General features: G+C 37.2%; 22 protein-coding genes and 1 tRNA gene. 3 read left to right on the forward strand and 20 right to left on the reverse strand.

Going from position 1 to position 24582, the window contains the following annotated elements; all coding sequences use genetic code 11:
* Positions 1–26 precede the first annotated feature (26 nt).
* Positions 27–278, forward strand: coding sequence for a carbon storage regulator CsrA (csrA, locus tag EXE09_RS09435; RefSeq protein ID WP_068974246.1), 252 nt, complete (start codon positions 27–29; stop codon positions 276–278).
* Positions 279–366: 88 nt separating this feature from the next.
* Here csrA and rnhB read toward each other — a convergent pair whose 3' ends face one another.
* On the reverse strand, positions 367–936 hold the full coding sequence (gene rnhB, locus EXE09_RS09440; RefSeq protein ID WP_130112427.1) for a ribonuclease HII: 570 nt from the start codon (positions 934–936) through the stop codon (positions 367–369).
* A 70-nt stretch (positions 937–1006) separates the two neighbouring features.
* A complete protein-coding gene (locus EXE09_RS09445) occupies positions 1007–1390 on the reverse strand; it encodes a hypothetical protein (protein ID WP_130117096.1) in 384 nt (127 codons plus the stop codon).
* A gap of 225 nt (positions 1391–1615) precedes the next feature.
* Here EXE09_RS09445 and EXE09_RS09450 point away from each other — a divergent pair, with 225 nt between their 5' ends.
* Positions 1616–2170: a cytochrome b gene (locus EXE09_RS09450; RefSeq protein ID WP_130117097.1), complete on the forward strand. Its 555-nt coding sequence runs from the start codon at positions 1616–1618 to the stop codon at positions 2168–2170.
* A 119-nt stretch (positions 2171–2289) separates the two neighbouring features.
* On the opposite strand, the gene EXE09_RS09455 is transcribed toward EXE09_RS09450, so the two are convergent.
* The 7 genes from EXE09_RS09455 to EXE09_RS09485 all read right to left on the reverse strand — a co-directional run bounded on the left by EXE09_RS09455 (position 2290) and on the right by EXE09_RS09485 (position 9233).
* A complete protein-coding gene (locus EXE09_RS09455) occupies positions 2290–2643 on the reverse strand; it encodes a hypothetical protein (RefSeq protein ID WP_130117098.1) in 354 nt (117 codons plus the stop codon).
* Positions 2644–2712: 69 nt separating this feature from the next.
* The gene (locus EXE09_RS09460) at positions 2713–3714 is read right to left on the reverse strand and encodes an adenosine deaminase (protein ID WP_130117099.1); all 1002 of its coding nucleotides are present in this window, start codon (positions 3712–3714) and stop codon (positions 2713–2715) included.
* An 80-nt stretch (positions 3715–3794) separates the two neighbouring features.
* Positions 3795–5114, reverse strand: coding sequence for an NCS2 family permease (locus EXE09_RS09465; RefSeq protein ID WP_068974251.1), 1320 nt, complete (start codon positions 5112–5114; stop codon positions 3795–3797).
* A gap of 440 nt (positions 5115–5554) precedes the next feature.
* Positions 5555–6265, reverse strand: a complete 711-nt coding sequence (locus tag EXE09_RS09470) for a YoaK family protein (RefSeq protein WP_130117100.1) — start codon at positions 6263–6265, stop codon at positions 5555–5557.
* Positions 6266–6412: 147 nt separating this feature from the next.
* Entirely contained in the window at positions 6413–7087 is a 675-nt protein-coding gene (locus EXE09_RS09475) for a YoaK family protein (protein ID WP_087552014.1), read from the reverse strand.
* 21 nt (positions 7088–7108) lie between these two features.
* Positions 7109–7273 carry a DUF1427 family protein gene (locus EXE09_RS09480; protein WP_086322776.1) on the reverse strand — a complete coding sequence of 55 codons (165 nt, stop codon included), beginning with the start codon at positions 7271–7273 and terminating at the stop codon, positions 7109–7111.
* 85 nt (positions 7274–7358) lie between these two features.
* Complete coding sequence (locus EXE09_RS09485) at positions 7359–9233, reverse strand: amidohydrolase (protein ID WP_130117101.1); 1875 nt, start codon at positions 9231–9233, stop codon at positions 7359–7361.
* A 213-nt stretch (positions 9234–9446) separates the two neighbouring features.
* On the opposite strand from EXE09_RS09485, the gene EXE09_RS09490 reads away from it, so the two are divergent.
* Positions 9447–10328, forward strand: a complete 882-nt coding sequence (locus EXE09_RS09490) for a LysR family transcriptional regulator (RefSeq protein WP_130117102.1) — start codon at positions 9447–9449, stop codon at positions 10326–10328.
* A gap of 114 nt (positions 10329–10442) precedes the next feature.
* Here the strand turns inward: EXE09_RS09490 and EXE09_RS09495 are convergent, their stop codons facing one another.
* The 11 genes from EXE09_RS09495 to EXE09_RS09545 form a co-directional block, all read right to left on the reverse strand.
* Entirely contained in the window at positions 10443–11873 is a 1431-nt protein-coding gene (locus EXE09_RS09495) for an NAD-dependent succinate-semialdehyde dehydrogenase (RefSeq protein WP_130117103.1), read from the reverse strand.
* Positions 11874–11937: 64 nt separating this feature from the next.
* On the reverse strand, positions 11938–13350 hold the full coding sequence (locus EXE09_RS09500; protein WP_068974257.1) for an amino acid permease: 1413 nt from the start codon (positions 13348–13350) through the stop codon (positions 11938–11940).
* A gap of 105 nt (positions 13351–13455) precedes the next feature.
* The gene (locus tag EXE09_RS09505; RefSeq protein WP_130117104.1) at positions 13456–14862 is read right to left on the reverse strand and encodes an aspartate aminotransferase family protein; all 1407 of its coding nucleotides are present in this window, start codon (positions 14860–14862) and stop codon (positions 13456–13458) included.
* A gap of 130 nt (positions 14863–14992) precedes the next feature.
* Positions 14993–16135 carry a hypothetical protein gene (locus tag EXE09_RS09510; RefSeq protein ID WP_130117105.1) on the reverse strand — a complete coding sequence of 381 codons (1143 nt, stop codon included), beginning with the start codon at positions 16133–16135 and terminating at the stop codon, positions 14993–14995.
* A gap of 157 nt (positions 16136–16292) precedes the next feature.
* On the reverse strand, positions 16293–17210 hold the full coding sequence (locus EXE09_RS09515) for a helix-turn-helix domain-containing protein (protein ID WP_130117106.1): 918 nt from the start codon (positions 17208–17210) through the stop codon (positions 16293–16295).
* A gap of 298 nt (positions 17211–17508) precedes the next feature.
* Positions 17509–17585 (reverse strand) — tRNA-Val (locus tag EXE09_RS09520).
* Positions 17586–17628: 43 nt separating this feature from the next.
* Positions 17629–19632: a transglutaminaseTgpA domain-containing protein gene (locus EXE09_RS09525; RefSeq protein ID WP_130117107.1), complete on the reverse strand. Its 2004-nt coding sequence runs from the start codon at positions 19630–19632 to the stop codon at positions 17629–17631.
* Positions 19633–19641: 9 nt separating this feature from the next.
* Positions 19642–20658 carry a DUF58 domain-containing protein gene (locus tag EXE09_RS09530; RefSeq protein ID WP_130117108.1) on the reverse strand — a complete coding sequence of 339 codons (1017 nt, stop codon included), beginning with the start codon at positions 20656–20658 and terminating at the stop codon, positions 19642–19644.
* A gap of 12 nt (positions 20659–20670) precedes the next feature.
* Positions 20671–21630, reverse strand: a complete 960-nt coding sequence (locus EXE09_RS09535) for an AAA family ATPase (RefSeq protein WP_130117109.1) — start codon at positions 21628–21630, stop codon at positions 20671–20673.
* A gap of 284 nt (positions 21631–21914) precedes the next feature.
* Positions 21915–22217: a YbdD/YjiX family protein gene (locus EXE09_RS09540; RefSeq protein WP_087552003.1), complete on the reverse strand. Its 303-nt coding sequence runs from the start codon at positions 22215–22217 to the stop codon at positions 21915–21917.
* A gap of 21 nt (positions 22218–22238) precedes the next feature.
* Positions 22239–24341 carry a carbon starvation CstA family protein gene (locus EXE09_RS09545; protein ID WP_068976020.1) on the reverse strand — a complete coding sequence of 701 codons (2103 nt, stop codon included), beginning with the start codon at positions 24339–24341 and terminating at the stop codon, positions 22239–22241.
* Between the last annotated feature and the right edge of the window lie 241 nt (positions 24342–24582).

Here is a 24582-nt window from a genome sequence, read left to right on the forward strand (position 1 = left end):
TTTAGCGTTTAAGCAAGGAGATAAACATGCTGATTCTGACCCGTCGTGTCGGAGAAACTTTGATGATTGGGGATCAAGTCAGTGTTACTGTGCTTGGTGTTAAAGGCAATCAAGTTCGTATTGGTGTGAATGCACCAAAAGAAGTTTCTGTACACCGCGAAGAAATTTATCAACGTATTCAACATGAACGTGCTATGCACGAACATTTGCAACATATTGATCAAGATTATCAACCTTCTTATGAAGATGATAATGCGCAGAACACGTATAACCGTTAAGGTTAAATCTTGTTTTGAAAAATAAAGCGACTCAAAAGGTCGCTTTAAATTTTTTAACTATATGTTTTTAATTGTGTTATTGAACAATTTATTCAATACCTAATGCTTTCTTTACAGGCCCATAACTACGGCGATGCTGGTCGATCACACCATGTTCAGCAATCGCTTCATAGTGTGCTTTGGTTGGATAACCCTTATGTTTAGCAAAACCAAATTGTGGATATTGCTGATCTAATTCAACCATTTCATGATCACGAGTCACTTTAGCAAGAATACTGGCAGCACTAATTTCTGCGTGTAATGCATCCCCGCCAACAACAGCATCACAGCTCATTTGTAGGCCTTTAGGTACTTTGTTTCCATCTACAAGTACATGCTCTGGAGGAATTTTTAAGCCTTCTACAGCACGGCGCATTGCCAATAATGATGCTTGTAAAATATTGATCTCATCAATTTCTTGATGAGATGCTTCTGCAATTGACCATGCCAAAGCTTTTTCTTTTATTTCAATGAATAACTTTTCACGTTTTTTTTCCGTTAATTTTTTTGAATCATTTAATCCTTCAATCGGATTATTTGGATCTAAAATTACGGCAGCAGCCACAACCGAACCCACCAATGGTCCTCTACCCGCTTCATCTACACCAGCAATTAACATTTTCATTCCTATCAAAATAAAAGGCTGAACGAGTCAGCCTTTTATAATTCTAACATGGTTTCAAAGCATTTTATTTCACAGCTTCAGCGACACACGAATTAATCGTTTTAGTGACAACATTTGAAACGATCGTTGCACGTGCCTGTGGATCGAGTGCAGCCGTTGCCAAATCTACTGCAGTTACGCTCTCTGGCGCTTTTTCACTGACACATCCACAAATTTCCGTTTGTACATTGGTTTTTTGGTCAGCTGTCATCACACGTGTTGCTGTTTTCCAAGCAGGTAGATTATTTAATTCAGTTGTACACTTGGCATTGATCCCAATTTTAAGTGCCGTCATACCGAGTTGTTGCCCTGTCGTCTGCATTGCAGAACCACCTGTTGTTCCATCTGTCGTTGCGCAAGCTGAAAGTACAAGAGCGAATGGTGCTAGAACAGCAATTAATTTTTTCACAGTAAAGTCCTTGTTATATTACTTTGTGGCGCTATTCTGCCTAATCTTAAGCACAGAATAAACTATAAATTATCACTATTCATGTAATTGAATGGTAATCGTATATTTACTTCCCACTTTTCGACTTTAACGTTGCAAATTTAAAACATTACGTTGAATTTTTAAGGCTGATTTCATCATCTAAAATTCATATTATAGTGATTAAGTTTAATCGGAATACTTCTCATGCAACAAAAATCAAAATACTACACAAGGACGGCACAATGGCTTCATTGGTCTATGGCGATTATTTTTATTGTTGCCTATGTCATCGGTTTTTATAGTGGTAACTTCCTAAGTTATGAATCTGACGGTAGTTTTAAGGGGGATGTCATTACCCTACATAAAAATATTGCCTCTGTGATTATTTTTTTAGTGGTGATTCGTATTTTTTGGCGCTATACCCACCCTGCACCTGAGTTACCTGAAAGCATGTCACCGACCATGAAAAAAATGGCTCATTTTGGACATTTAGCATTGTATTTAGTTTTGCTTGCTTTACCAATCACAGGCTGTTTATTTAGCTGGAGCGCTGGGCATCCTGTGCCAGTTCTATATTTATTTGATATTCCAAAATTGGTACAAGATAATCCTGATTTGACTGCAATCGTAAAACCTTTACATATTTATATTTCTTGGGCGGCAGGTTTACTCTTAGTTGGGCATATTGGTGCAGCCTTGAAGCATCACTTCATTGACAAAGACAATGTGTTAAAGAGTATGACACGTCAAAGCGATTAAGCTTCGATAGCATTTAAGCTATGATCTAAGTTCACGATTATCCATTCAAATTTATATGAAAAGCACATCGACGGATGTGCTTTTTTTTACAATTAGAATAAAAATAAAATTTGCTTAAGCTATTTTAAAACTTCTTTCACACAGCCTTTGATGCTGTTTAATACCGCTTGATGAATGACTTTATTTTTTGTTTCTTCATTCACAGAAGCCATCACTAAATCTTTATTTGATATATCTTTCAATGCACTATCACTGACACAGCCACAGATTTTTTGTTGTGCATGCTGTTGTTGTGAATCACTCCAAAATATAGATGCCGCTTGCCAAATTTTTGAAGATTTCAGTTCACTCTGACACTGTTGTTCGATTAATGGCTTTAACAATTTTTGTCGCATCGCATGTGGATCTGAATCCGCACATGCTACAGTGATTGGAACAACTGCCAATAAAGTTAAAGTTGTTAAAAATCTCACTATATTTTCCTCATGAAAAAAGCAGTGATAAAACACTGCTTTTTGATAATGCATAGGATAAACCTAGAATCACGCCAATGCATCAATTTGATTGTTCCATTTTTGCTTCTGTTCGTTGGAAATAAACGAAGCTTCAAATGAATTTTTTGCTAATACTTTGATTTCATCATGGCTAAGATCCAAAGCTTCTGCAATCGCAATAAAATTATCATTCATATAACCACCAAAATAGGATGGATCATCTGAATTTACTGTGACGTGCACACCTTGTTTTAATAAACGTTGAATATTATGTTGTGCCATATCATCAACCACACAGAGTTTTAAATTACTGAGTGGGCATACGGTTAAAGGCATTTTTTCAGCAATTAAGCGTGCCATCAATTTCGTATCTTCTTCAGAGCGTACACCGTGATCAATACGGTTCACTTTCAATAAATCTAAAGCTTCCCACACATATTCCGCTGGACCTTCTTCACCTGCATGCGCAACCGCTAAAAAGCCAGCTTCACGTGCTTTGGCAAAAACACGTTCAAATTTAGATGGAGGATGCCCGACCTCACTTGAATCTAAGCCCACACCGATAATTTGATCTTTATAAGGTAAAGCTTGTTCTAAAGTTGTAAATGCTGCCTCTTCACTCAAATGGCGCAAGAAACACATGATGAGATGCGAACTAATGCCTAATTTAGATAAAGCATCATCACAAGCGCGTTGTAAACCATTGATCACCGTTGCAAATGCTACACCACGATCAGTATGGGTCTGTGGGTCAAAGAACATTTCAGTATGTACAACTTTATCTTCTGCACATTTCTCAAAATATGCCCAAGCCAGATCATAAAAATCTTGCTCATGAATCAGTACAGCTGCGCCTGCATAATAAATATCGAGGAACGATTGTAAATTATGAAAGTTATACGCTTGTTTAACTTCTTCTATAGATTTATAAGGAATATCAATTTGATTACGTTGAGCAATGGCAAACATCAGTTCAGGCTCAAACGTTCCTTCGATATGTACATGGAGTTCTGCCTTGGGTATGGCATGAATGAGTTCTAATCTGTTCATGTTATTTCCTCAAATACGAATATCTATAAAATAAAAAAGGGTGCAGACACTTGTCTACACCCTTTCATGTAAATTTTGAATTAGCCGCCAAATGCAACAAATTTGATCACCCAAAGTACCGCAATAATCCAGACCATGTACGGTACTGTCGCTGCTTTGCCTGTGAATAATTTCACCAATGCATAGCTGATAAAGCCCATCGCAATACCATCAGCAATTGAATATGAGAATGGCATAAATACGATAGTTAAGAATGCAGGAACTGCTTCAGTAATATCATCCCATTCAATATTGGTGATCCCTTGAATCATCAACACACCAACGAACAATAATGCTGGTGCAGTTGCAAATCCAGGCACTGACTGAGCCAATGGTGCAAAGAATAAACACGCAAGGAACAATACACCAACAACGACTGCTGTTAAACCAGTACGACCGCCTGCGGCAACACCTGCAGAAGATTCAATATAAGGTGTTGTTGAAGATGTACCTAAAGCGGCACCTGCAACAATTGCACTTGAGTCAGCAAATAAAGCTTTTTTCAAACGTGGCAATTTACCGTCTTTCAATAAGCCTGCACGGTGTGATACACCAACCAATGTTCCTGTCGAGTCAAACAAGTCAACAAGGAAGAAAACGAAAATTACCCCAATCAAACTTGCTGTAAATAAACCTTCAAAATTCATTTGCAAGAATGTTGGTGCTAATGATGGAATTGCGCCAACCACGCCTTGGAATTGATTTAAACCCAACGCAGTTGCAATCGCGGTAATTGCTAAAATACTGATAATAATTGCGCCACGCACTTTAAAGTGATGCATGATCACAATGAGAATAAAACCTAATAAAGTCAGTAAGACTTTAGGATCATTCAAATTACCCAGTTTCACTAAAGTCGCGTCATTGGCAACAATGATGCCCGAAGTTTTTAAAGAAACCAGTGCAAGGAATAAACCAATCCCGCCACCAATCGCAAACTTCAACGACATTGGAATAGCATTGACGATTGCTTCACGTATTTTAAACATGCTGATTGCAATGAAGACTAAACCAGATACAAATACAGCAGCCAATGCGGTTTGCCATGGCACACCCATACCTTGACATACAGAGAAGGTAAAATAAGCATTTAAGCCCATACCTGGTGCAAGTGCGATCGGATAGTTCGCCACAATTCCCATTACAAAACAGCCAATTGCAGCGGCTAAACAAGTTGCAACGAAAACTGCACCATGGTCCATACCTGTTATAGAAAGTATGCCTGGATTGACAATAATGATGTAACACATCGTTAAAAATGTCGTAAAACCTGCAAGGACTTCCGTTCTAAAGGTTGTTTTGTTCTCACTTAATTTAAATAAGCGTTCGAGCAAACCCGCTGAAGGATTTGGATTCGTCATTGTTGAGCCCCTGATCAGTTTGAGCTATTCGTTGATAAAATCGAGTTCATTTAAAAATGAAACATGGCTGAGATTCAACCACAATTCAGCATCCAATAAATGTACCAAAATGACATTTCCGATAAAAAAACTTTGCATAAAATGCACATCAATTAAAAAAGCTGCGCATTTGGCAGCTTTATATTGGATTTGAACGTTTTACGGTCTTTCTCGGTGATATATTACAAATTATAACATATTGTTTAGCTAAATTTATCCATCAACTTACCTCATACATCACGAACTTTGAACGCCATAGATCAAAGTTAACTCAAATATTGCGCAGCAATGACTTCAACTCACGGTAAAACTTTAATAAATCAATCTGCTAGATCATCATTCCTAAACATCAATAAACTCTTCATTATGAATATCACATTCATGATCAAGCAATTTTTTCATTACGATGGAGTCTTAAATTTTTGATTATACGCTAGATATGCCAAATATAAGATCGGAAAAATAAAAAATGCCACACTCCAAAAATCCAAATGCCAATAAAGGAATGCACCTAAAAAAGCCCCGATCACAAAACCAAGAATAATACTCAGGCTATTCACCATAGACACTCGATTTTCTTCTGTCGGATGACTCAAATAATTTGAAATATCAATACCCAACTGTGTGGTATTCCCAGTCATCATGGTACTTGGGCTAATATGTTTAATCAGTGTTTTACTCGATGTATTACGAATCGCCAATGCAATTAAACCTAAGCCACCTGTAATCGCGACACTCACCGCCTCAGCATGCTTAAATGGCTCAAATAGAAGCCCTGCGATCATAAATGCTGTAAGGAAAAAAGCTTCTGCTAGAAATAACGAAGCGAGAATTTTATGTTTATGATCAAATCTTTCAATTAAATATTTCGTGACAATCACGGTTAAAATAAACAGAGGTATCGCCGCAAGTTTGATCCAAATACCCTTTCCGCCATTGACCCAAACAGCGCCAGCTAAAACCAAGTTACCTGTCACATGCGCGGTAAAAAAACCAAATAATGCAATAAAACCAATCGTATCGATTGCACCGCCAACAATGGTCAAAATCACGGATTCGCGACAATTTTGCCAAAAAGGCACTCTTTTTTGTTGTGTATTTATAAGACTCATAATAACCCTATTTTATAAAAGTAATTTTCTGTAAAACTGCCATTCTTTAAGCGATTAATACTTAGACTTTCCTGTTAACGCAACAACCTGTTTTAAAGTACAAGTGATAAAACAATGCATTGGATAAATGGAAATATCAAAATACACTCACGCTTTTTTATAATTCTCTTTTTTCCAGTAGATTAAAGCCATCAATACAGGTGGAACAATAAACAACCAAAGTAAAGCAAATTTAAAAACAATCGCAGCGACTGCGCAACCTAAAGCAAAACTCAGCATCGTAGGGAAAATTGATTTAAATCGTTGTTGTATGATTTGCCTTTTCTCAGGATTGCTTTGAGAAAAAAGTTCTCCGACATCTAACATCAATTGTGTGGTTGAACCTGTCATCACTGTCGTTGGAGACTCTTTCACCCAATGTAAACGATGGATTGCATTTTGGATTGCCATTGCTGCGACCAGTAACATCCCTACAGCAAAACTTGACCACGTATCAGTAAACGGAAATGGTAAATAGAATACCGAAATCACAGCCGCCAAAATAAAAAATAGAAACATCATTTTTAATAAGGTCGGATAAGATGTTTTTGCACGTTTTATAAAAAATTGATCAAGCAATTTCACCAATAAAATGGTGATACAAAACATCGGTAAAGCGGAGAGTTTAGCCCATGCTCCTGCATGGTTATTGGAAACCAATGCCGCACCAAGGGTGACAAAGTTTCCTGTCACATGTGCTGCGAAAAGCCCATGGATTGCAAGGAAACTTGCAGTATCCACATAACCCGCATTGAAACTTAACAATCGATTGAGATGTGCCATTTTAAAATTCTTATTCAGTCATTAGTTCATTAAATTTCGAATGACAGGAATCAGTTGTTCACCTATCACCATGCCCAATAAACCCAATAATGCAACCAAAGGTGGCGCTGGAGATTTTACATTTAACACATAATATAAAACGCCAACGAGTAAGCCTACAGCAAGGGAGAGTAAATAAATTTTCATAAGACCTCTGTGGCTCTATTTCCACAGTGGAAATAGAACCGTCTAAATAAATTAAAATATTTAAGAAAAAAGAAAGGTTTGCTTTTTAGAATGCGAAGCAAGAACAGCCTAGTGCACCCCAAAATGAGCGTTTGTCTTTTGGATCAACAGGAACATCAAGCATCCATGCATGATTGTGCCCATGCATGCCACAACTACTTGAACATGCACACATTGCAGAATTTTTCTGTAAAGGTTGTAAAGATGGTGCATTACGGTTTTCAGACAAACGCCACTGACCACCAAAACGTTTTACAGGTGACCAATCTGGAGAAGCTGGTGGAATTGGCGGATCGTCCTGTTTAAATTCAGCACCTGCATAAACCACTTTACCATTCATGACTGTAAATACTGACTCAATCCATTGAATATCATCACCTTCTACCGCAAAGTAATCATCTGAAAGTACTGCTAAATCCGCATGTTCACCTTCGACCAAAGCACCTTTATCCGCCTGTTCACCAGAGAACCATGCAGAACCTTTGGTCCAAAGTTTCAATGCTGTTTGACGATCTAAAAGGTCTTTTTCATCATATAAAGGCATGCCACCTACTGTTTTACCCGTGACCAACCAACCTAAACAGACCCAAGGGTTGTACGAAGCAACACGTGTCGCATCCGTTCCTGCACCTACAGGTACGCCCATTTCCAACATTTTCTTCACTGGTGGCGTATCTTTTGCTGCATCAGCACCATAACGATTTACAAAAATTTCACCTTGGAATGCCATACGATGCTGAATTGCAATACCACCACCCAGTGCACCAATACGATCAATATTTTTATCTGACACTGTTTCGGCATGATCAATGATGAAACGTGTTGCAAAAGGTTGTCGAGAATTGACACGTTCAAATACAGTCAACAAACGATCGATACTCTCATCATAGGTTGCATGGATACGGAATGGCCATTTCTTCTCAGCTAACAGTTCAACAATGCTCTCTAGCTCTTTTTCCATTTTTTCTGGTAAATCTGGACGAGGTTCATAGAAGTTTTCAAAATCCCCAGCAGACCAAGTCAGATTCTCCCCCGCACCATTGACTTTAAATAGTGCATCGCCATCGCCAGGAAAAGTCATTTCCGTCCATTTCTTATAATCTTCAAGCTCTGAACCTGCATTTTGTGCAAATAAGTTATAAGCAATACGAACCGTCATTTGTTCATTTTTATGCAGTGATTGAATCACTTCATAATCATCTGGGTAATTTTGACCACCACCACCCGCATCAATCGCAGAAGTCAGCCCTAAGCGATTTAATTCACGCATGAAATGACGCGTTGAATTAATTTGATCTTCAAGTGGTAATTTGGGTGCTTTGCCCAAAGTTGCATAAAGAATCGTCGCTGCAGGCGTTGCCAGTACCAAACCTGTTAACTCACCTTTTGCATCACGCTCAAAACGACCACCTGGTGGGTCTTGAGTATTTTTATCAAAACCTAAAGCGTGAATTGCAGCTTTATTGAGAATGGCACTCGCATATAAATGGAGTATAAACACGGGGGTATCAGGTGCAGCTTTATTAATTTCTTCAATCGTTGGCATACGACGTTCAGCAAATTGGAATTCTGTCCAACCACCAACTACACGCACCCACTGCGGCGCAGGTGTATTGTCTGCTTGTTCTTTGAGAAGGTGTAATGCATCTGCTACCGATGGAACACCCTCCCAACGTAGTTCCATATTGTAATTTAGACCACCACGAATAATGTGCAAGTGACTATCATTCAAACCAGGAATAACACGGCGACCATTTAAATCAACAACCTTTGTTGTAGATGTTGCCAACTTCATGACCTCATCTACACTACCTGTTTTAATCACTTTACCTTCTGCAATAGCGATTGCTTGAACTTCAGGTTGCTTTGGATTCAGTGTAGTAATCTTTCCGTTTTTTAAGATCATCTGAACATCAGTCATGGGTATTTCCTCTGTCTTTTATATTTCATGAGAAATTCGAATGAGTGTTATATAAGCAAATTTTAATGTAAAGTAATACGCATTATTGAACAGCAATGTGTATTCAATTTGAATACAATCAAAAATTTTACATATTTATCAAACATAAAACACTTGCTCTTAATTGCAGATGAAATATGAATTTAAGAATTATTTTAAGGATTGAGTCTTTTTATGGATAAGTTAGATTGTATAAAGACTTTTTATCATGTCGTAGAGCATCAAAATTTTAGTAAAGCTGCTCGGGCTTTAAATATCAGCCGTGATTTGGTTGCAAAACGAATTAGCTATCTTGAAACACATCTCAATACCACACTGGTATTGCGTACGACACGTAAAATGAATCTCACTGAAACAGGCGAGAAGTTTTATCAGCACTGTAAAATTATATTAAGTGAATATGAAATCGCTCAACTTGAAATTGTTCACGATCATTTTTATCCCGAAGGTTCACTTAAAATAAATGCACCCGCCTCATTTAGTCGTCATAAACTCAATCTCATAGTTTCTGAATTTATTCTTAGTTATCCTGACATTGAAATTGAATTGGCATTATCGGATGAGGTAAAGGACATTTACGATCATCATTATGATTTGACACTCAGAATTGGAACGACATTAAATGACAATTTTGAAAATATTATCCTGCAACAATTCAATTTAAATTTTTATGCAACGCCTGAATATTATAGAAAGTATGGCATTCCTCAAAAGCAGGATGAATTAATCAATCATCATCTGTTAATGTATTTTCACAATAAACCTGAGAATAAAATTTACCTAAGCCATCAGGGTGAACCTGTCACCCTGCACTGTTTTCCTAAATTTAAGTGTAATGATGGAGATTTCCTTGTCGACCTTGCTTTGCAACACCAAGGTATTGTCTATTTGCCAGAGTTCCTCGTCACACGATATATAGAATCTAAACAATTGATTAAATGTCTTGAAGATTATAAAAGTCAGATCCGTTATTTTTATGTAGCATGCCCCAAAAACCAAAAGTTATCGCGTAGGGCTCGTTTATTTGTAGATTTTCTTTCAAAAAAATTAAATTAATTTGAGATATTTTGAAATATAAAAAGCAGAATTTATTCAATTCTGCTTTTTATTATAAAGCATTAAGCTATTTTCAATCCCATCTTTTCTAAAAACCAATTACATTAAAATAACTTATGCAGACACCGTCACCAAACGTGTATCCAAATAAGCATTGATCGCTTCACTGCCACCTTCAGTGCCATAGCCCGAATCCTTAATACCGCCAAATGGAAGTTCTGGGAAAGACAAACCGATATGATTAATTGACAACATACCGCATTCGAGGTCACGCCCAAGCTCGATACACGTTTTATTATTTTGACTAAAAGCATAAGCAGCCAAACCAAATGGCAAGCGATTGGCTTCTTCAATTGCATCTAAATAATCATCAAATGAATTACAAATAACAATCGGCCCAAACGGTTCACTATTCATACACTGGGCTGTTAATGGAACATCTTTGAGTACAGTAGGTTGGAAAAAATAACCCTCTCCTTCCATTTGCTCTCCTCCACAGACCAATTTCGCACCATGATGCAATGCATCAGCAACGATTGATTTTAAATTACCATAAGCCCGACTATGAATCACAGGGCCAATATCTGTGCTTTCATCTAAGCCATTTCCAACTTTTAAAGCTTTGACAAGCTGGGCAATTTTTTCAACAACTTGCTCATAAACTTCTTTTTCGATCAAAAAACGAGTCGGTGAAATACACACTTGCCCAGCATTTCTAAATTTAAAATTAATGATCTGATGAAGTGCTTTATCAATATCTGCATCTTTAAAAATCAACACTGGGGCATGACCACCTAGCTCCATGGTCACTTTTTTCATGTGCTTGCCTGCAAGTGAAGCAAGTTGTTTTCCAATCGGTGTTGATCCAGTAAATGATATTTTCTTGATCTGTGGATGTTCAATCAAATATGTCGATATCTCTTGTGGATCACCAAAGACCAGACTAATCACACCTGATGGAAGCCCTGCATCATGAAAAGCCTGTACCAATTGCGCAGGTGATGCAGGCGTTTCTTCTGGACCTTTTACAATGATTGAGCATCCTGCTGCTAATGCGGCAGAAATTTTCCGAACGATTTGATTAATTGGGAAATTCCATGGGGTAAATGCTGCCACGATCCCCACAGGAACTTTTAATGTATAAGACAATACATCATTGCTACGTGAAGGAATCACTTGACCATAACTTCTCACGGCTTCAGCAGCAAACCAATTGATAATATCGGCAGCAGATAGAACTTCAATTTTTGATTGTTTAAGTGGTTTACCTTGTTCCAAAGTCATTGTCCGTGCAATATCCTCAACACGTTCACGTAAAAGATCCGCAGCTTTATTTAAAATCTTTGCCCGTTCCAATGCAGGGGTCGATTTCCAGACTTTAAACCCATTTTCTGCACTTTCTACTGAAGCTTGTAGGTCAATTAATGAAGCTTTCGATACTTCTCCAATAATTGACTCATTTGCAGGATTTAACACTGAAATTACTTGATCAGTTTTTGATAATTTCCAATCACCATCAATATATAGCTTTGTATTTGTGTACATTTTCATTACATCCTAATATTAATTTTTAATTCCGAAATATTTTTTGAGATAAAACGATTTATGTTTATGAAAACTCAGTAATCACTGGTGGCTTTGCGACCTTTGATTTTATTTGTTTAATAATACCGACCATTGCAATCCCTGCCATGGTCATTGCTGTAGAACCAACCAATAAGCGATACTCTTCAATAAACAACATACCAATCAAGAATAGGATAATGAAAACAATCACAGCCCAAGTCAGCCAAGGATAAAGCCACATTTTAATTTCGAGTTCTACACCTTTGGCTTCAAGTTGTTTACGCATCTTTAACTGAGAGCATGCGATAACCAGATAAATCAGTAATCCAATTGCACCCGTTAAATTCATCAAAGTGATCAGCATATCTTTTGAAGAAAAAGCAGGGTTTAGATTGATCAGGGAAAATGTAACCGCAATGACACTTGTTGCCAGTACCGCAGCGATTGGAACACCCGTTTTCTGAGTTGTCTTCTTTAAAATTGCAGGTGCATCACCACGTAAAGCAAGTGAATAAAGCATTCTTGAACCTGCATAATGCGCAGAAATCAAGCAACTACTGAGTGATGTTAACACCACGATATTCATTAAAGTTTGAGCACCTGGAATACCAATGATTTCTAATGCTCTGCGATAAGCACCATAGCCTGATTGACCTAATAACGGATCATTCCAAGGTACGATACAGATCAAGAAGAAGATTGAACCGATATAAAAGATACAAATACGCCAAACAATGGTTTTATTGGTCTTTTTGATTTCACGCGCTGGATTTTCAGTTTCAGATGCAGCAATCGTAGCAATTTCAGCACCAACAAAGGCGAACATCACTCCCAATACAGCACCAAATACGGGAGCAATTCCATTCGGCATAAAGCCTTGAGCTGTAAAATTACTAATTCCATGTGGGGCTTCGATGTTATAAATATTAAATACAACCAAGAAACCGAGTGCAATAAAACTAACAATGGCGATCACTTTGATCAACGCAAACCAAAATTCAAATTCACCATAATTTTTCACGTTAAAGAAGTTAACGACCAATAGAGCCAGTGTCACAATGAGTACAAACCAATTGGAACTGATTGCGGGGAAAAACACATTTAAAATATTACCCGCGACGAAGGCTTCCCAAGCCATGACCGTCCCCCAAAATAACCAATACATCCAACCAATGGTAAAGCCTGCCCAGCGACCAATTGATTTATCAGCATAAGTTGAAAAAGAGCCTGTGTCTGGTGTTGCGACAGCCATTTCACCCAACATGCGCATGATTAATAAAAGAATTAACCCACCGAGAATATAAGCTAGAATTGCAGCTGGTCCAGCACTGTGAATCACACTCCCCGAACCAACAAAAAGTGTTCCGCCAATAACGCCAGCGATAGACATCATGGTAATATGCCGAGACTTTAACCCTGTTTTTAAATCACTCACTTTTTCTTCAATTAAACTCATTTTAACATTCCTTATTAAAATCAATAATACAATCCCTATGCGCAGCTGAAATCGTTGATTTTCATGTTACGCATACGAACTGATTGAGTTACCGTTTGTGATTATTTATTCAAAAGTTTGACGCCAGTTATAGGTATCATTAAGTGCTTTCTGCAAAAGATTGACCATTTCATCGATCTCTTCATCTGAAATGATAAGAGGTGGACATAGTGCAATTACATCTCCAATATTACGAATGATTAAGCCATGCTCATGTGCACGTGCACAGAAATAACGCCCAAGTTTTCCAGCAGTTTCAAATGGTGCTTTGCTGGTTTTACAATCAACTAATTCAATGGCACCAATTAAGCCCACCCCGCGAATTTCTCCGACTAAATCATGATTTTCCAATGCTTTGAGCTTGTTAAACATCCTTGCGCCGACACGACGTGCTCGCTCAACCAAGCACTCTTCCTCAATGATTTTTAAATTTTCCAATGCAACTGCAGCTGCAACTGGATGCCCCCCCCCTGTAAAGCCATGTGCAAATGCGCCATATACTGAGGTTTGTTCAGCAACATGTTGGAAAATTTCTTCATTAATCATCAACGCTGAAATAGGTTGATATGACGATGAAAGCTGCTTAGAAACCACCAACATATCGGGTTTGATATTGAATGTTTCAGACCCGAACATTTGCCCTGTACGACCAAAGCCACAAATCACTTCATCTGCAATCACAAGAATGTCGTAACGTTTACAAATTTCTTGCATTTTTTCCCAATAGTTCTTTGGTGGAACGATTACACCACCTGCACCCATCACAGGTTCACCAATAAATGCCGCGATGGTTTCAGGACCTTCCGCAAGGATCAAGTCTTCAAACTCTTGTGCTAAACGATCAACAAACTGTTCAACAGACTCACCTTCCAATGCTTCACGATAATAATTCGGGCATGTTAGATGATGAAAACCTTTCAATGGCAAATCAAAACCTTTATGAATCGTTGGGATCCCCGTCAAACTTGCTGAAACAGTGGTGATACCGTGATATGCATTTTTACGAGAAATAATTTTTTTCTTTTGAGTATTGCCTTTTGCATTTTGGTAATACCAAACCAGTTTAATCGCTGTATCATTCGCTTCAGAACCAGAGTTTGCCAAAAAGACTTTACTCATTGGCACAGGTGACATTTCAATTAATTTTTCTGAAAGTTCAATACTTGGCAAAACTGCTTTATGTGAAAACTGATGATAGAACGGCAAAGTATTCAGCTGTTTCACAGCGGCATTAATTAAACGTTGATTATTAAAACCAACTGCAACACTCCACAGCCCTGCCATACCTTCTAAATATTTTTTACCATAAATATCATAAACATAAATACCTTCACCTCTTTCAATAATAAATCCACCTTGCTCAAGGTTGGCTTTAGCATCGGTAAAAGGGTGAAATTGAACTTTTTTATCCAGTTCTTCAAAATTATTTGCACGTTCATTGATTGAAATACAATTTTGTAGTTGTGAATTCATTTTTAACTCCTGATATAAAAGTCATTGTGTTATTCAATCACTTTTATAAAACATCCTTGATTTATACTGTTTCAACACTATTGCATAACTCAGATTTGACTAAATATCCAAAAAACGAACATTCGCTCAGTTAAAAATGGTATAAAAAATTAATCTTGGTCAAATTCCCTTTTGCATCATTCCCTTTCGCTAAATCGTATTTTCCACCACCGATTGAAGGATCATTTTTGCCGATAATTTGTTCCGCAGCGATCTCAAACTTATCCTTGATCAAAGACACCCCAAAAATATTTCGACTTGAATTGTTATCATTATTTTCTTTCTTATACTGACTCAACATTCCATAAATACTTACATTATCAAATACATAAAACTGACCAAATTTATAATTAACATCCAATGTATAAAAATTTCCGTCATTCGCAACAGTATATGTGTCATCAAACGAGCCCATCACTAAGCCATCTTTACCCAAACCATTTATTCTTTGCTGACCGATTGTGAGCATCACTGCTAGGTTTTTATAGCTTAAATTTCCAAATACAGCCCAAGCATTACGATCACCATCTTGATTTGTGAAATCATCCTCGATTGTGGAAGATAAAAAAGAACCACCTAATATTAGGTTAGTATTTTCATGATTTAATTCAATTTTCCTATCCAGTGAAATACTCAGTATATTTTTCTCACTCAGATTCATTTGGACGTCATCATTTGGTTCTGACTGAACAAAGTTAGAGGTATATCGTGCCGCATCTCTACTATGTCCAAAATAGCGACCACCATCGGAATAAAAATATCCCAAATTTAAATTATTGTTATCAAAGAAGTTCAATGAATAATTAAGCCCAAGATTATGAATATCGGCTAAACCGACTTGAGAAACAATTCCACCATAATAATTACTCTCCCAAAAACGACTAGGTCCAAATACAACAGGTTGGATACCAAATTTTAAAGTATTTTGTGAATCAAAATTGTAGCCGACATAAGCGTCAACCAAAGCCGAAAAGTCACATAAGGTTTTGAATTGATAACAACGATATTCTAAGCCACCAAAAACATCTTCTTTACTATATTTAACACTTAACTTAAGTGCATCAAATGTAAGTTTTTCATCATTGCTAGAGTAATCTTTCAATTCGTATTTCGCACGTGCAAATCCCGAAATTTTTAAACTTTCATTCTTTATCGCTGTTTCATCAGGATCTTGAGCAAAAGCACTTAGACTTACGATGAGTGGAAGGATGCCCATTAAAAGAATTTTGTTCATTTGTATCACCTTTAAGATATTGAATTAACTTCAAAATTGAAGTCCAATATCTCTAACAGCTAATACAAAATTCCAATATCCAAATTACGAATACTCAATAAATGCTTTATCTTCAAGGTATTTAATTCAATGCATCTGCATGTGAAAATTGCGTAAATCACTTTAATGATTTTACTAATCCTCTCGCTGTTTGGCTGGGATATTCTAAAAAAAGTTGCTTATATTCCGCTGAAAAACGCCCAAAATGATTGAAATCATGATCTAAGGCGATGTCTGTTATTTTTAAATCATTCGATGTCAATAATTGCTTTCTCACTTGATTCAATTTCGCAATTTTCAACCATTTTAATGGTGAGATCCCAAGGACTTCTTTAAATGCTAACTGCAAAATTCGGACACCTACATTTGAGAACTGACATAATGATTCTAAATTCATCGAGCACACACCAGATTCCAATGCACCATAACACGCATCATTCACGATCTTTTTTCGATCCGATTTCCAGTAATTAATTTTATTCGGCTCAATAGGTTCATTTAATGATAATAAAATTTCATCTAATATTTGCCTACTTGCTTGCGAATAAAACTGTTCACCTAAATCGTCACCTTTGAGTAATTGCAAAGCTGTTTCTATGCAATCTTGAGTTAAATGAATGCCTAGATTTTTTTTAGGCAAATCTATAAATCCTAATTTTTCGGCACGTTCATTTAACTTATTTTGGCAAATATCGAGGACTAGAAGATCTGAACTGAGGTTGGTTAATAAGTGATATTTTGATTTAAAATTCATTAAACCTTGACCATTTTGCAAACTTTTGCGCCAATCTAAATATTCTAATTTACACTGATTGAGCGACACTGAAACCGCAAATGTATCTGGTGGTGGAGAAGTCATTTGCTGAACGGACATGTTCATTTTTTCACGGAAAATATTTAAACCTTCGACTTCGATTTCCGTAATTGAACCTTCAAATTTTCCTGACGATATTTGTACATATTTTTGATCCCATCGCCCAAGTGTATCAATATGGTCTAAGACTTGATTCGTTGATTTAACTTTTAATTGTGGCATTATTCTTCCCTCAAGTATTTCTTATATAAGCAAATATCATTCCAGAAAATTACGCTTAATGAGCATCCTAGCTTGGAAGTAAAATACAATGATTTAATGCGAAATTCAAATCTAGCGACTTAAGTCTAAAGATATTTAAAGTTTTTAAAAATCAAATAATTACTAAAAAATAATAATCTCTATCAAATTATTAAATAGTGTAAAGCATCATTATTATTGATATGATATTGTACGCAATAAAAAAGGGCTTTAAGTCATTGAGATAACTTAAAACCCTTATGCCATAAGGCTTGAATCTTGGTAGGTTTAACCAGATTCGAACTGGTGACCTCTACGATGTCAACGTAGCGCTCTAACCAACTGAGCTATAAACCTGAAGTGCTGAGAATATTATCATTTTTTTATAATATCTCAAGGTTTATTTTCTTTGCATCAATGCGTCAGCACATTCTTTGAGCAAAAACTTAAATTTTTGAATATCTTGCTGATTTTGAGTCGGTAAATAAACGATATTTTGGAAAATTTGATTGGCTTGTTCAAAGCAATCCTGCTGTCCTGAATGTTGAGATAAACGTTTCATCCATTGTTGAAAGGTCTCTGACTCCGCTTTTTGAAAATCAGGCTCTAAATTTTGATTAAAATTTAACATGATCTGTTCAAATGCTGACAATTGTTGACGATGATAAAGTTTGCTTATTCCCCAATACACAGCCAATAAGCCTAAAATACCAAATATAAGCACAAGCCCATAACTATAGGAGGAATCTAACCCTAATTTTTTCATCCAACTATTTTGCTTTTCTGCATCATAGCCAACGACCTTACTTTGCCATTGATAACTGGCGTAATCACTCCAAATTCTTAATGTTCTTAGTACAGATAATTGTTGTAACCTTAAATTTGAATAGGTTGCGTCACCAAAAATAGCAGAATTATCACGCATCATATTTTGCATGCCTTGGTTCAAACGCATCGGTGCAATCATTGCCGTAGGATCAATACGATGCCATTGTCCATCTTGATACACTTCTGCCCAAGCATGCGCATCAAGCTGCCGTACCTCCCAACTTTGACCATCAGGCGCCAACTCACCACCTTGATAGCCTGTGACAACACGTGCAGGAATACCCACATAGCGCATCAACATGACAAAGCTAGACGCATAGTGTTCACAAAAACCTTGTTTAGACTGAAATAAAAATGCATCTATGCGATTGCTGCCAAGTGTTCCAGGGCTAAGCGTGTAAATAAACTTTTCCTGCTTATACCAATTTAGAATATTTTGAATATAAATTTGCGGATTCGATTGACTTTGCTGAAACATTTTTAAGGCAAATTGTTGCGCTTGACGATCACTATTTTTTGGATAATTAAGATTATTTTTAAATAGAAATTGGACAGATTTTTCATCTACAACATCACGGACTTGATCACCAATCCATTGTAATTGAATCGGTTGAGTACGCTGAACCAACCTTCTCGGTGTAATCGACCAATCTTGATGTAAATAAAAGCGTTGCTCAACAGGTATTGATTTGTCCAAACCAGTGATCCATTGCTGGGTTGGATCAGTCGCTAAATATTGATAATGAAAGCCATCTACTTGACCTTGTATATTTGTCAATGATTTAGGCTGCTTATTTGCACCATCACTTGTCCAAGTGATTCCATCATAATGATCTAAAACCAGTGCACGCCAATAGAGTTGATCACGTTTTGGCAACTGTTGCATATCACCAATAATACGAAATGCTAAAGCACTCGATTGTGAAAGTTCTGCAATATCACCAGGTGACATGGTATCGCTCAAACCAGTTGTCGCTTTATTATTGGGAATAGGAATTTGCCAAAGCGGTGGCAAACGTGGAAAAAACATAAACAATAAAATAAAAAACGGTAAGGCTAAACCAATAAACTTCACAATATGCAAGGAATCAGATTTCAATGACTGAAATACGGCTTGTTGAATATCGAAATGTGCAATTTGAACACGGTATAAACCAACCAAACAACTGATCAGACAACACAGAACCAGAAGTGCCATCCAAAAAGCTTGGCTATGTAGAAATAAACTTGCACTGACGAATAAAGCAAAATTAAACAGGATGATAAAATCACGTTTATTCTTCGTTTCTAATGCTTTAGCAAATAAAAATGTAGACAGTACAGCTGTCCCAGCTTCTACACCTAAAAATGTTTTTGCATCAAAGTAAATAATGACCAATGCCAAAAAAGCAAAGATAAGTTTTGGGTATTTAGGAAAATCTATAAACGCATACTGATTATATTTATAATAATAAAACCCTAATCCAATCAGGTTGATTAAAAATAAAATGGATAATGCAACAGGCATAAATGCAACTTGAGCAAGCCAAATTAAGCTCAAGGCAAGTAAAATTGAGATTTGTATAGAACGATTCATCTGCAAACCTCAAGCCTGTGCCAAAAGTATTTTGACATGATTATAGTGACTTAGCCCGACGCCATTTTCAGTTTGTGCATAAGGAAGAATGACACAATATGGCGTCTGAACTTGCTCACATTGATCAACCAATTCCATCATAAAACATAGCTTTTCTTCATGATCTGCACTCGGCATTTTGGCATAATCAATATAGACCGCATGTGCATCAACCAAATCTTCAAACTGCTTTACAAATAAACCTTGCCCACGCGATGCATGCTTCCACGAAATACTTTGCAAAGAATCGCCTAATTTAAAATTTCGGAGTTCTTTAAACTCGTCATAATCAGGTTCACCCGTATTTGAGGAATGATTAAAATTTAATGCCAAAGGTTTTGCTTCAGGTGCAATCCAATAACTTTCTGTTAAATAAATATATGTCCATGCCCGAACCAAACCCAGCGGATAGGTTGAGAAAATTTGAATCGCAGGAACTTTAAATTCTCCACGCTGTTTAGGAATAAACTTTAGCTCGACAATTTTCTGCTTTTCTGCAAAAAGTTCAGATTGAACTCGCTCATCGATTTTTTTAGTGTTGCTTTTAAAAGGTTTAGATTTAGAGCGCTGTGAACTAACGCTGGTTTCTGTTAAATCAGTTGAAATTTGCGAATCAACCTGTTCTATTTCTTTGATTTTAAAGTTGAGAAATTTCGGTGTTGCCTTTGCTTGTTGCAGAATAACTTTCACTGTAAAAGCTTCATTCACTCGCCCAACTTCATCTGCAATGACTTGTATCGTCACAGCATGCAATTGCTTAAAACTCAGGTAAAAACTGATACATAGAATGGCGCTGATTAAAAAGCAGAAAGCCAGGATCAGATTATTAGCATAATTAATCCCAGCAATAAAAGTGATTAGAATCAGTACTAGATACAAAAAGCCTTGTTGGTAAATAAAAACCAAGACTTCATTTTGCTTCAGCGTACGAATACTGGTATAACGAAAACGAAGATGTAGCCATTTTTCAAAGCGTTGACGTAGCATAATGATGCTCCATTAACCCTTAACTGCAACTTTTTGCATCAACGCAAAACTTTCGGACTCACCTAAACCAATACGGTGAGATACCACAGCGACAAAGACTGCTTGTATATCATCTGCAATGACAAAGTTACGTTTTTCAATCAAGGCATAGGCTTGAGCTGCTTTCTTTAAAGCCAATACACCTCGAGTAGACAATCCATGACGACCTTTGCGAGTTTCTTCTGCTAAATCAAGGATATAATCCAAAATTAAATCATTCATCGTAATTTGATTAACATTACTTTGTAATTGCAAAATTTCTTGCTGTTCGAATATTGCTTTTAAATTTCCAATCAAATCATGACGTGAACTTTGTTGTAAGAGCTGTTTTTCTGCTGTTCGTGATGGATAACCAAGTGACAAACGCATCAGAAAGCGATCAAGTTGGGATTCAGGTAAACTGTATGTTCCACTTTGGAACAATGGGTTTTGTGTTGCGATCACCCAAAATGGTTTAGGCAATTCATAACGCGTTCCATCTACAGTGACATTCCCCTCCTCCATGGCTTCTAGAAGCGCACTTTGGGTTTTGGGGCTACAGCGGTTGATCTCATCAGCAAGTAAAATTTGCGTGAAAATAGGGCCATGTTTAAATTCAAATTGATGTTCTTTCTGATTAAACATATTGATACCGATCACATCACTTGCCAGCATGTCATTGGTAAATTGGATACGTTGAAAATCTAAACCAGCAAGATGTGACAAACTACTTGCCAATGCCGTTTTACCCAAACCTGGTAAATCTTCAAACAGTAAATGCCCGCTAGCTAACAGACTGCATAATGCGAGTTTAGTTTGCTGTTCTTTATCTAAAATAATTTGGTTGATTTTCGTTAAAAATTCATCAATTTTTGGGTAATAGGCAGCTAAATCTGAATGTTGATTGGCATTATTTTGTTCCGACACTTTTTGCGCTGTTGTTCCCCAAATCACTTTTTTATTCCCCAATAAAAATTTTAAGCAATTTGATTAACATACACGGTTTTAAGGAATACTCAAAGCAAATACAAGGGCTATTTCTATTTTACACTTTTGATATATAGCTTAATACATTTGAGCCATAGGTTGACATCGTAATGGTTAAAAAATAAATATCTTCACTTAGATAATGTACTTTCCGAATATATTAATCAACTTAGCAATAACGCCCAAAAATAAATAAATTTCAATAAAAAACGGCATTCTAAAACGCCGTTTTTTGTCTATTCAAATGTCAATTAACACGGACACTTCTTCAAGCCACCTTTCGCAGATGGATAACGTGCATCGACACAATAACGATGAAAAGTCTTTTCATCCATCACATCAAGATCAGGATGGTTTTTTTTCATGTGTTCCAAATAGTTCTGATAATCTGGAACACCCACCATCAAACGGAAACTTTGCTGTAAACGCGTCCACAGCGTCGCGATACGCGACCAATTTTTAGGATTAAAAATCAGGTCTTTTTGCGACATGATGGTCATCTTAATGATTTTATAAATCACCGTCTTTCCACCTTTGGCGAATTTAAGATTCATCTTACTCACCTCTCAAACCGATTAATGTTTTGCTGAAGTTACAATTGTTTCTTCAGGATCTGCATAAACTGCTGGAGCTTCATTTACAGTTGGTGTAGGACTTGCTAAAGCACGACGAATCACACCAATCGCTGCAATCACCATAATAATTGCCACAATCATAAAGAATGCACAAAGCGCGGCATTAATTTGATTTGACAAAACAATAGTTTGCATCTCTTCAAGCGTTTTCGCAGGTTTTAAAATCTCACCTTTGGCAATTGCAGCAGAGAACTTATCCGCTTGTGCAAGGAAACCAATCTTTGGATTTGAATGGAATATTTTTTGCCAGCCCGCTGTCATACAGGTGATGAATAAGAAAACCGTAGGAACAATTGTCACCCACACATATTTCTCTTTCTTCATCTTGAATAAAATGACTGTACCGAGAATCAATGCCATTGCCGCCAACATCTGGTTACCGATACCAAATAGAGGCCATAAGCTATTGATACCACCCAATGGATCAACGACACCTTGGTATACAAAGAAGCCCCAACCTGCAACAGCAACAGCCGTACCGATTAAATTACCGACAAAGTTATGCGAGTTTTTAAGCGCAGGAATAACAATACCAACTGTATCCTGAACCATGAAACGGCAAGCACGCGTACCCGCATCTACCGCAGTTAAGATGAATAATGCTTCAAATAAAATTGCAAAGTGATACCAGAATGCCATCATTGAGCGATTATTGAAAATCTCGGTAATGATATGTGCCATACCAATTGCAAAAGTTGGCGCACCACCTGTACGAGATAGAATCGTAGATTCACCTACTTCTTTTGCAAGTAATGACAATGACTCTGGTGTTACTACAAAGCCTAGAGTACGAACAGCTTCTGCAGCTGATTCAACTGTTGTTCCTAATACTGCTGCTGGTGCATTGATTGCAAAATACACACCTGGCTCAAGTACTGTTGCACAGATCATTGCCATAATTGCAACAAATGATTCCATCAACATACCACCATAACCAATAACACGAATATTGGCTTCGTTATCGACTAGTTTTGGTGTTGTACCTGAAGATACCAATGCGTGGAAACCTGAAATCGCACCACATGCAATCGTAATGAATAAGAATGGGAACATTGAACCTGCAAATACAGGGCCAGTACCGTCAACAAAATGAGTTACCGAAGGCATTTTGAGCATTGGCATTGCAACCATGATACCCACTGCTAGACCAACGATCACACCAATTTTCAAGAATGTCGATAAATAATCTCGTGGTGCAAGCAATAACCAAACGGGTAATACTGAAGCAACAAAACCATAAATGATCAGTGCCCAAGTCAACTCTTTACCAGTCAAAGTAAAGAATGGTCCCCAATAAGGATGTGCAGCAATATCACCACCATAAATAATGGCAGCCATCATCAGTACAAAACCAATGATTGAAACTTCAGCAATTTTTCCTGGGCGTATAAAACGCATATACACACCCATGAATAAGGCAATCGGTATTGTCGCTGCAATACTGAATACACCCCATGGACTATTGGTCAGTGCCTTAACAACAACAAGCGCTAATACAGCAAGGATAATGATCATTACCCCTAAAGCACCTAGCATCACGATCACACCAGCAAATGAACCAAGCTCTTGCTTCGCCATTTCACCTAAAGAGCGCCCATCGCGACGTGTTGAGATAAACAATACTAAAAAGTCTTGAACAGCACCTGCCAGTACAACCCCGACCAAGAGCCAAATTGTACCAGGCAAATAACCCATTTGAGCCGCGAGGATCGGACCAACCAATGGACCTGCACCTGCGATGGCTGCAAAGTGATGACCGAATAAAACATATTTATTGGTAGGAACATAATCCAAACCATCTGCTAAACGATGTGCAGGTGTTAGGCGTCTTGAATTAAGCTCAAAAACTCGAGTGGCGATAAATAAACTGTAAAAGCGATATGCAATGCTATATACACAGACTGCGGCAAGCACCAGCCAAACGGCGTTTACATGCTCCCCTTTACTGACCGCAAGTATCCCAAATGATACTGCGCCAATGATGGCGACAATCACCCAAACCAGTTTTGATAAGGGTGATGATTTTGATTGAATATTTTCCATTAAAACCTCACATCTTGATTACAAAAAGCAGTTCCATTGTTTTTATAAAGCGTAATGCATTTCCGTGTGACTCTTTCCCTGTGGACTCTACTCCTCATATATTTATTTTCATCTAAGACTTAAGCAGTAAAACTGGTTTGAATATGTACGTTTAACGTGACATCACAATGACCTCAGTCTGAGCATTGTATTCTTTTAATTAAATCGTTTTAATATTCAGACTATTTGACTCTACTATTAT

Source organism: Acinetobacter sp. WCHAc060025 (assembly GCF_004209355.1).
Taxonomy (GTDB): Bacteria; Pseudomonadota; Gammaproteobacteria; order Pseudomonadales; family Moraxellaceae; genus Acinetobacter; species Acinetobacter wuhouensis.

Coding starts and splice junctions, on each gene's coding strand:
- EXE09_RS09475 (WP_087552014.1), bottom strand. CDS start 7,087: ATGGCACATCTCAATCGATTGTTAAGTTTCAATGCGGGTTATGTGGAT.
- EXE09_RS09480 (WP_086322776.1), bottom strand. CDS start 7,273: ATGAAAATTTATTTACTCTCCCTTGCTGTAGGCTTACTCGTTGGCGTT.
- EXE09_RS09545 (WP_068976020.1), bottom strand. CDS start 24,341: ATGGAAAATATTCAATCAAAATCATCACCCTTATCAAAACTGGTTTGG.
- EXE09_RS09495 (WP_130117103.1), bottom strand. CDS start 11,873: ATGTACACAAATACAAAGCTATATATTGATGGTGATTGGAAATTATCA.
- EXE09_RS09525 (WP_130117107.1), bottom strand. CDS start 19,632: ATGAATCGTTCTATACAAATCTCAATTTTACTTGCCTTGAGCTTAATT.
- EXE09_RS09505 (WP_130117104.1), bottom strand. CDS start 14,862: ATGAATTCACAACTACAAAATTGTATTTCAATCAATGAACGTGCAAAT.
- EXE09_RS09500 (WP_068974257.1), bottom strand. CDS start 13,350: ATGAGTTTAATTGAAGAAAAAGTGAGTGATTTAAAAACAGGGTTAAAG.
- EXE09_RS09540 (WP_087552003.1), bottom strand. CDS start 22,217: ATGAATCTTAAATTCGCCAAAGGTGGAAAGACGGTGATTTATAAAATC.
- EXE09_RS09490 (WP_130117102.1), top strand. CDS start 9,447: ATGGATAAGTTAGATTGTATAAAGACTTTTTATCATGTCGTAGAGCAT.
- rnhB (WP_130112427.1), bottom strand. CDS start 936: ATGTTAATTGCTGGTGTAGATGAAGCGGGTAGAGGACCATTGGTGGGT.
- EXE09_RS09470 (WP_130117100.1), bottom strand. CDS start 6,265: ATGAGTCTTATAAATACACAACAAAAAAGAGTGCCTTTTTGGCAAAAT.
- EXE09_RS09460 (WP_130117099.1), bottom strand. CDS start 3,714: ATGAACAGATTAGAACTCATTCATGCCATACCCAAGGCAGAACTCCAT.
- EXE09_RS09530 (WP_130117108.1), bottom strand. CDS start 20,658: ATGCTACGTCAACGCTTTGAAAAATGGCTACATCTTCGTTTTCGTTAT.
- csrA (WP_068974246.1), top strand. CDS start 27: ATGCTGATTCTGACCCGTCGTGTCGGAGAAACTTTGATGATTGGGGAT.
- EXE09_RS09515 (WP_130117106.1), bottom strand. CDS start 17,210: ATGCCACAATTAAAAGTTAAATCAACGAATCAAGTCTTAGACCATATT.
- EXE09_RS09450 (WP_130117097.1), top strand. CDS start 1,616: ATGCAACAAAAATCAAAATACTACACAAGGACGGCACAATGGCTTCAT.
- EXE09_RS09510 (WP_130117105.1), bottom strand. CDS start 16,135: ATGAACAAAATTCTTTTAATGGGCATCCTTCCACTCATCGTAAGTCTA.
- EXE09_RS09485 (WP_130117101.1), bottom strand. CDS start 9,233: ATGACTGATGTTCAGATGATCTTAAAAAACGGAAAGATTACTACACTG.
- EXE09_RS09465 (WP_068974251.1), bottom strand. CDS start 5,114: ATGACGAATCCAAATCCTTCAGCGGGTTTGCTCGAACGCTTATTTAAA.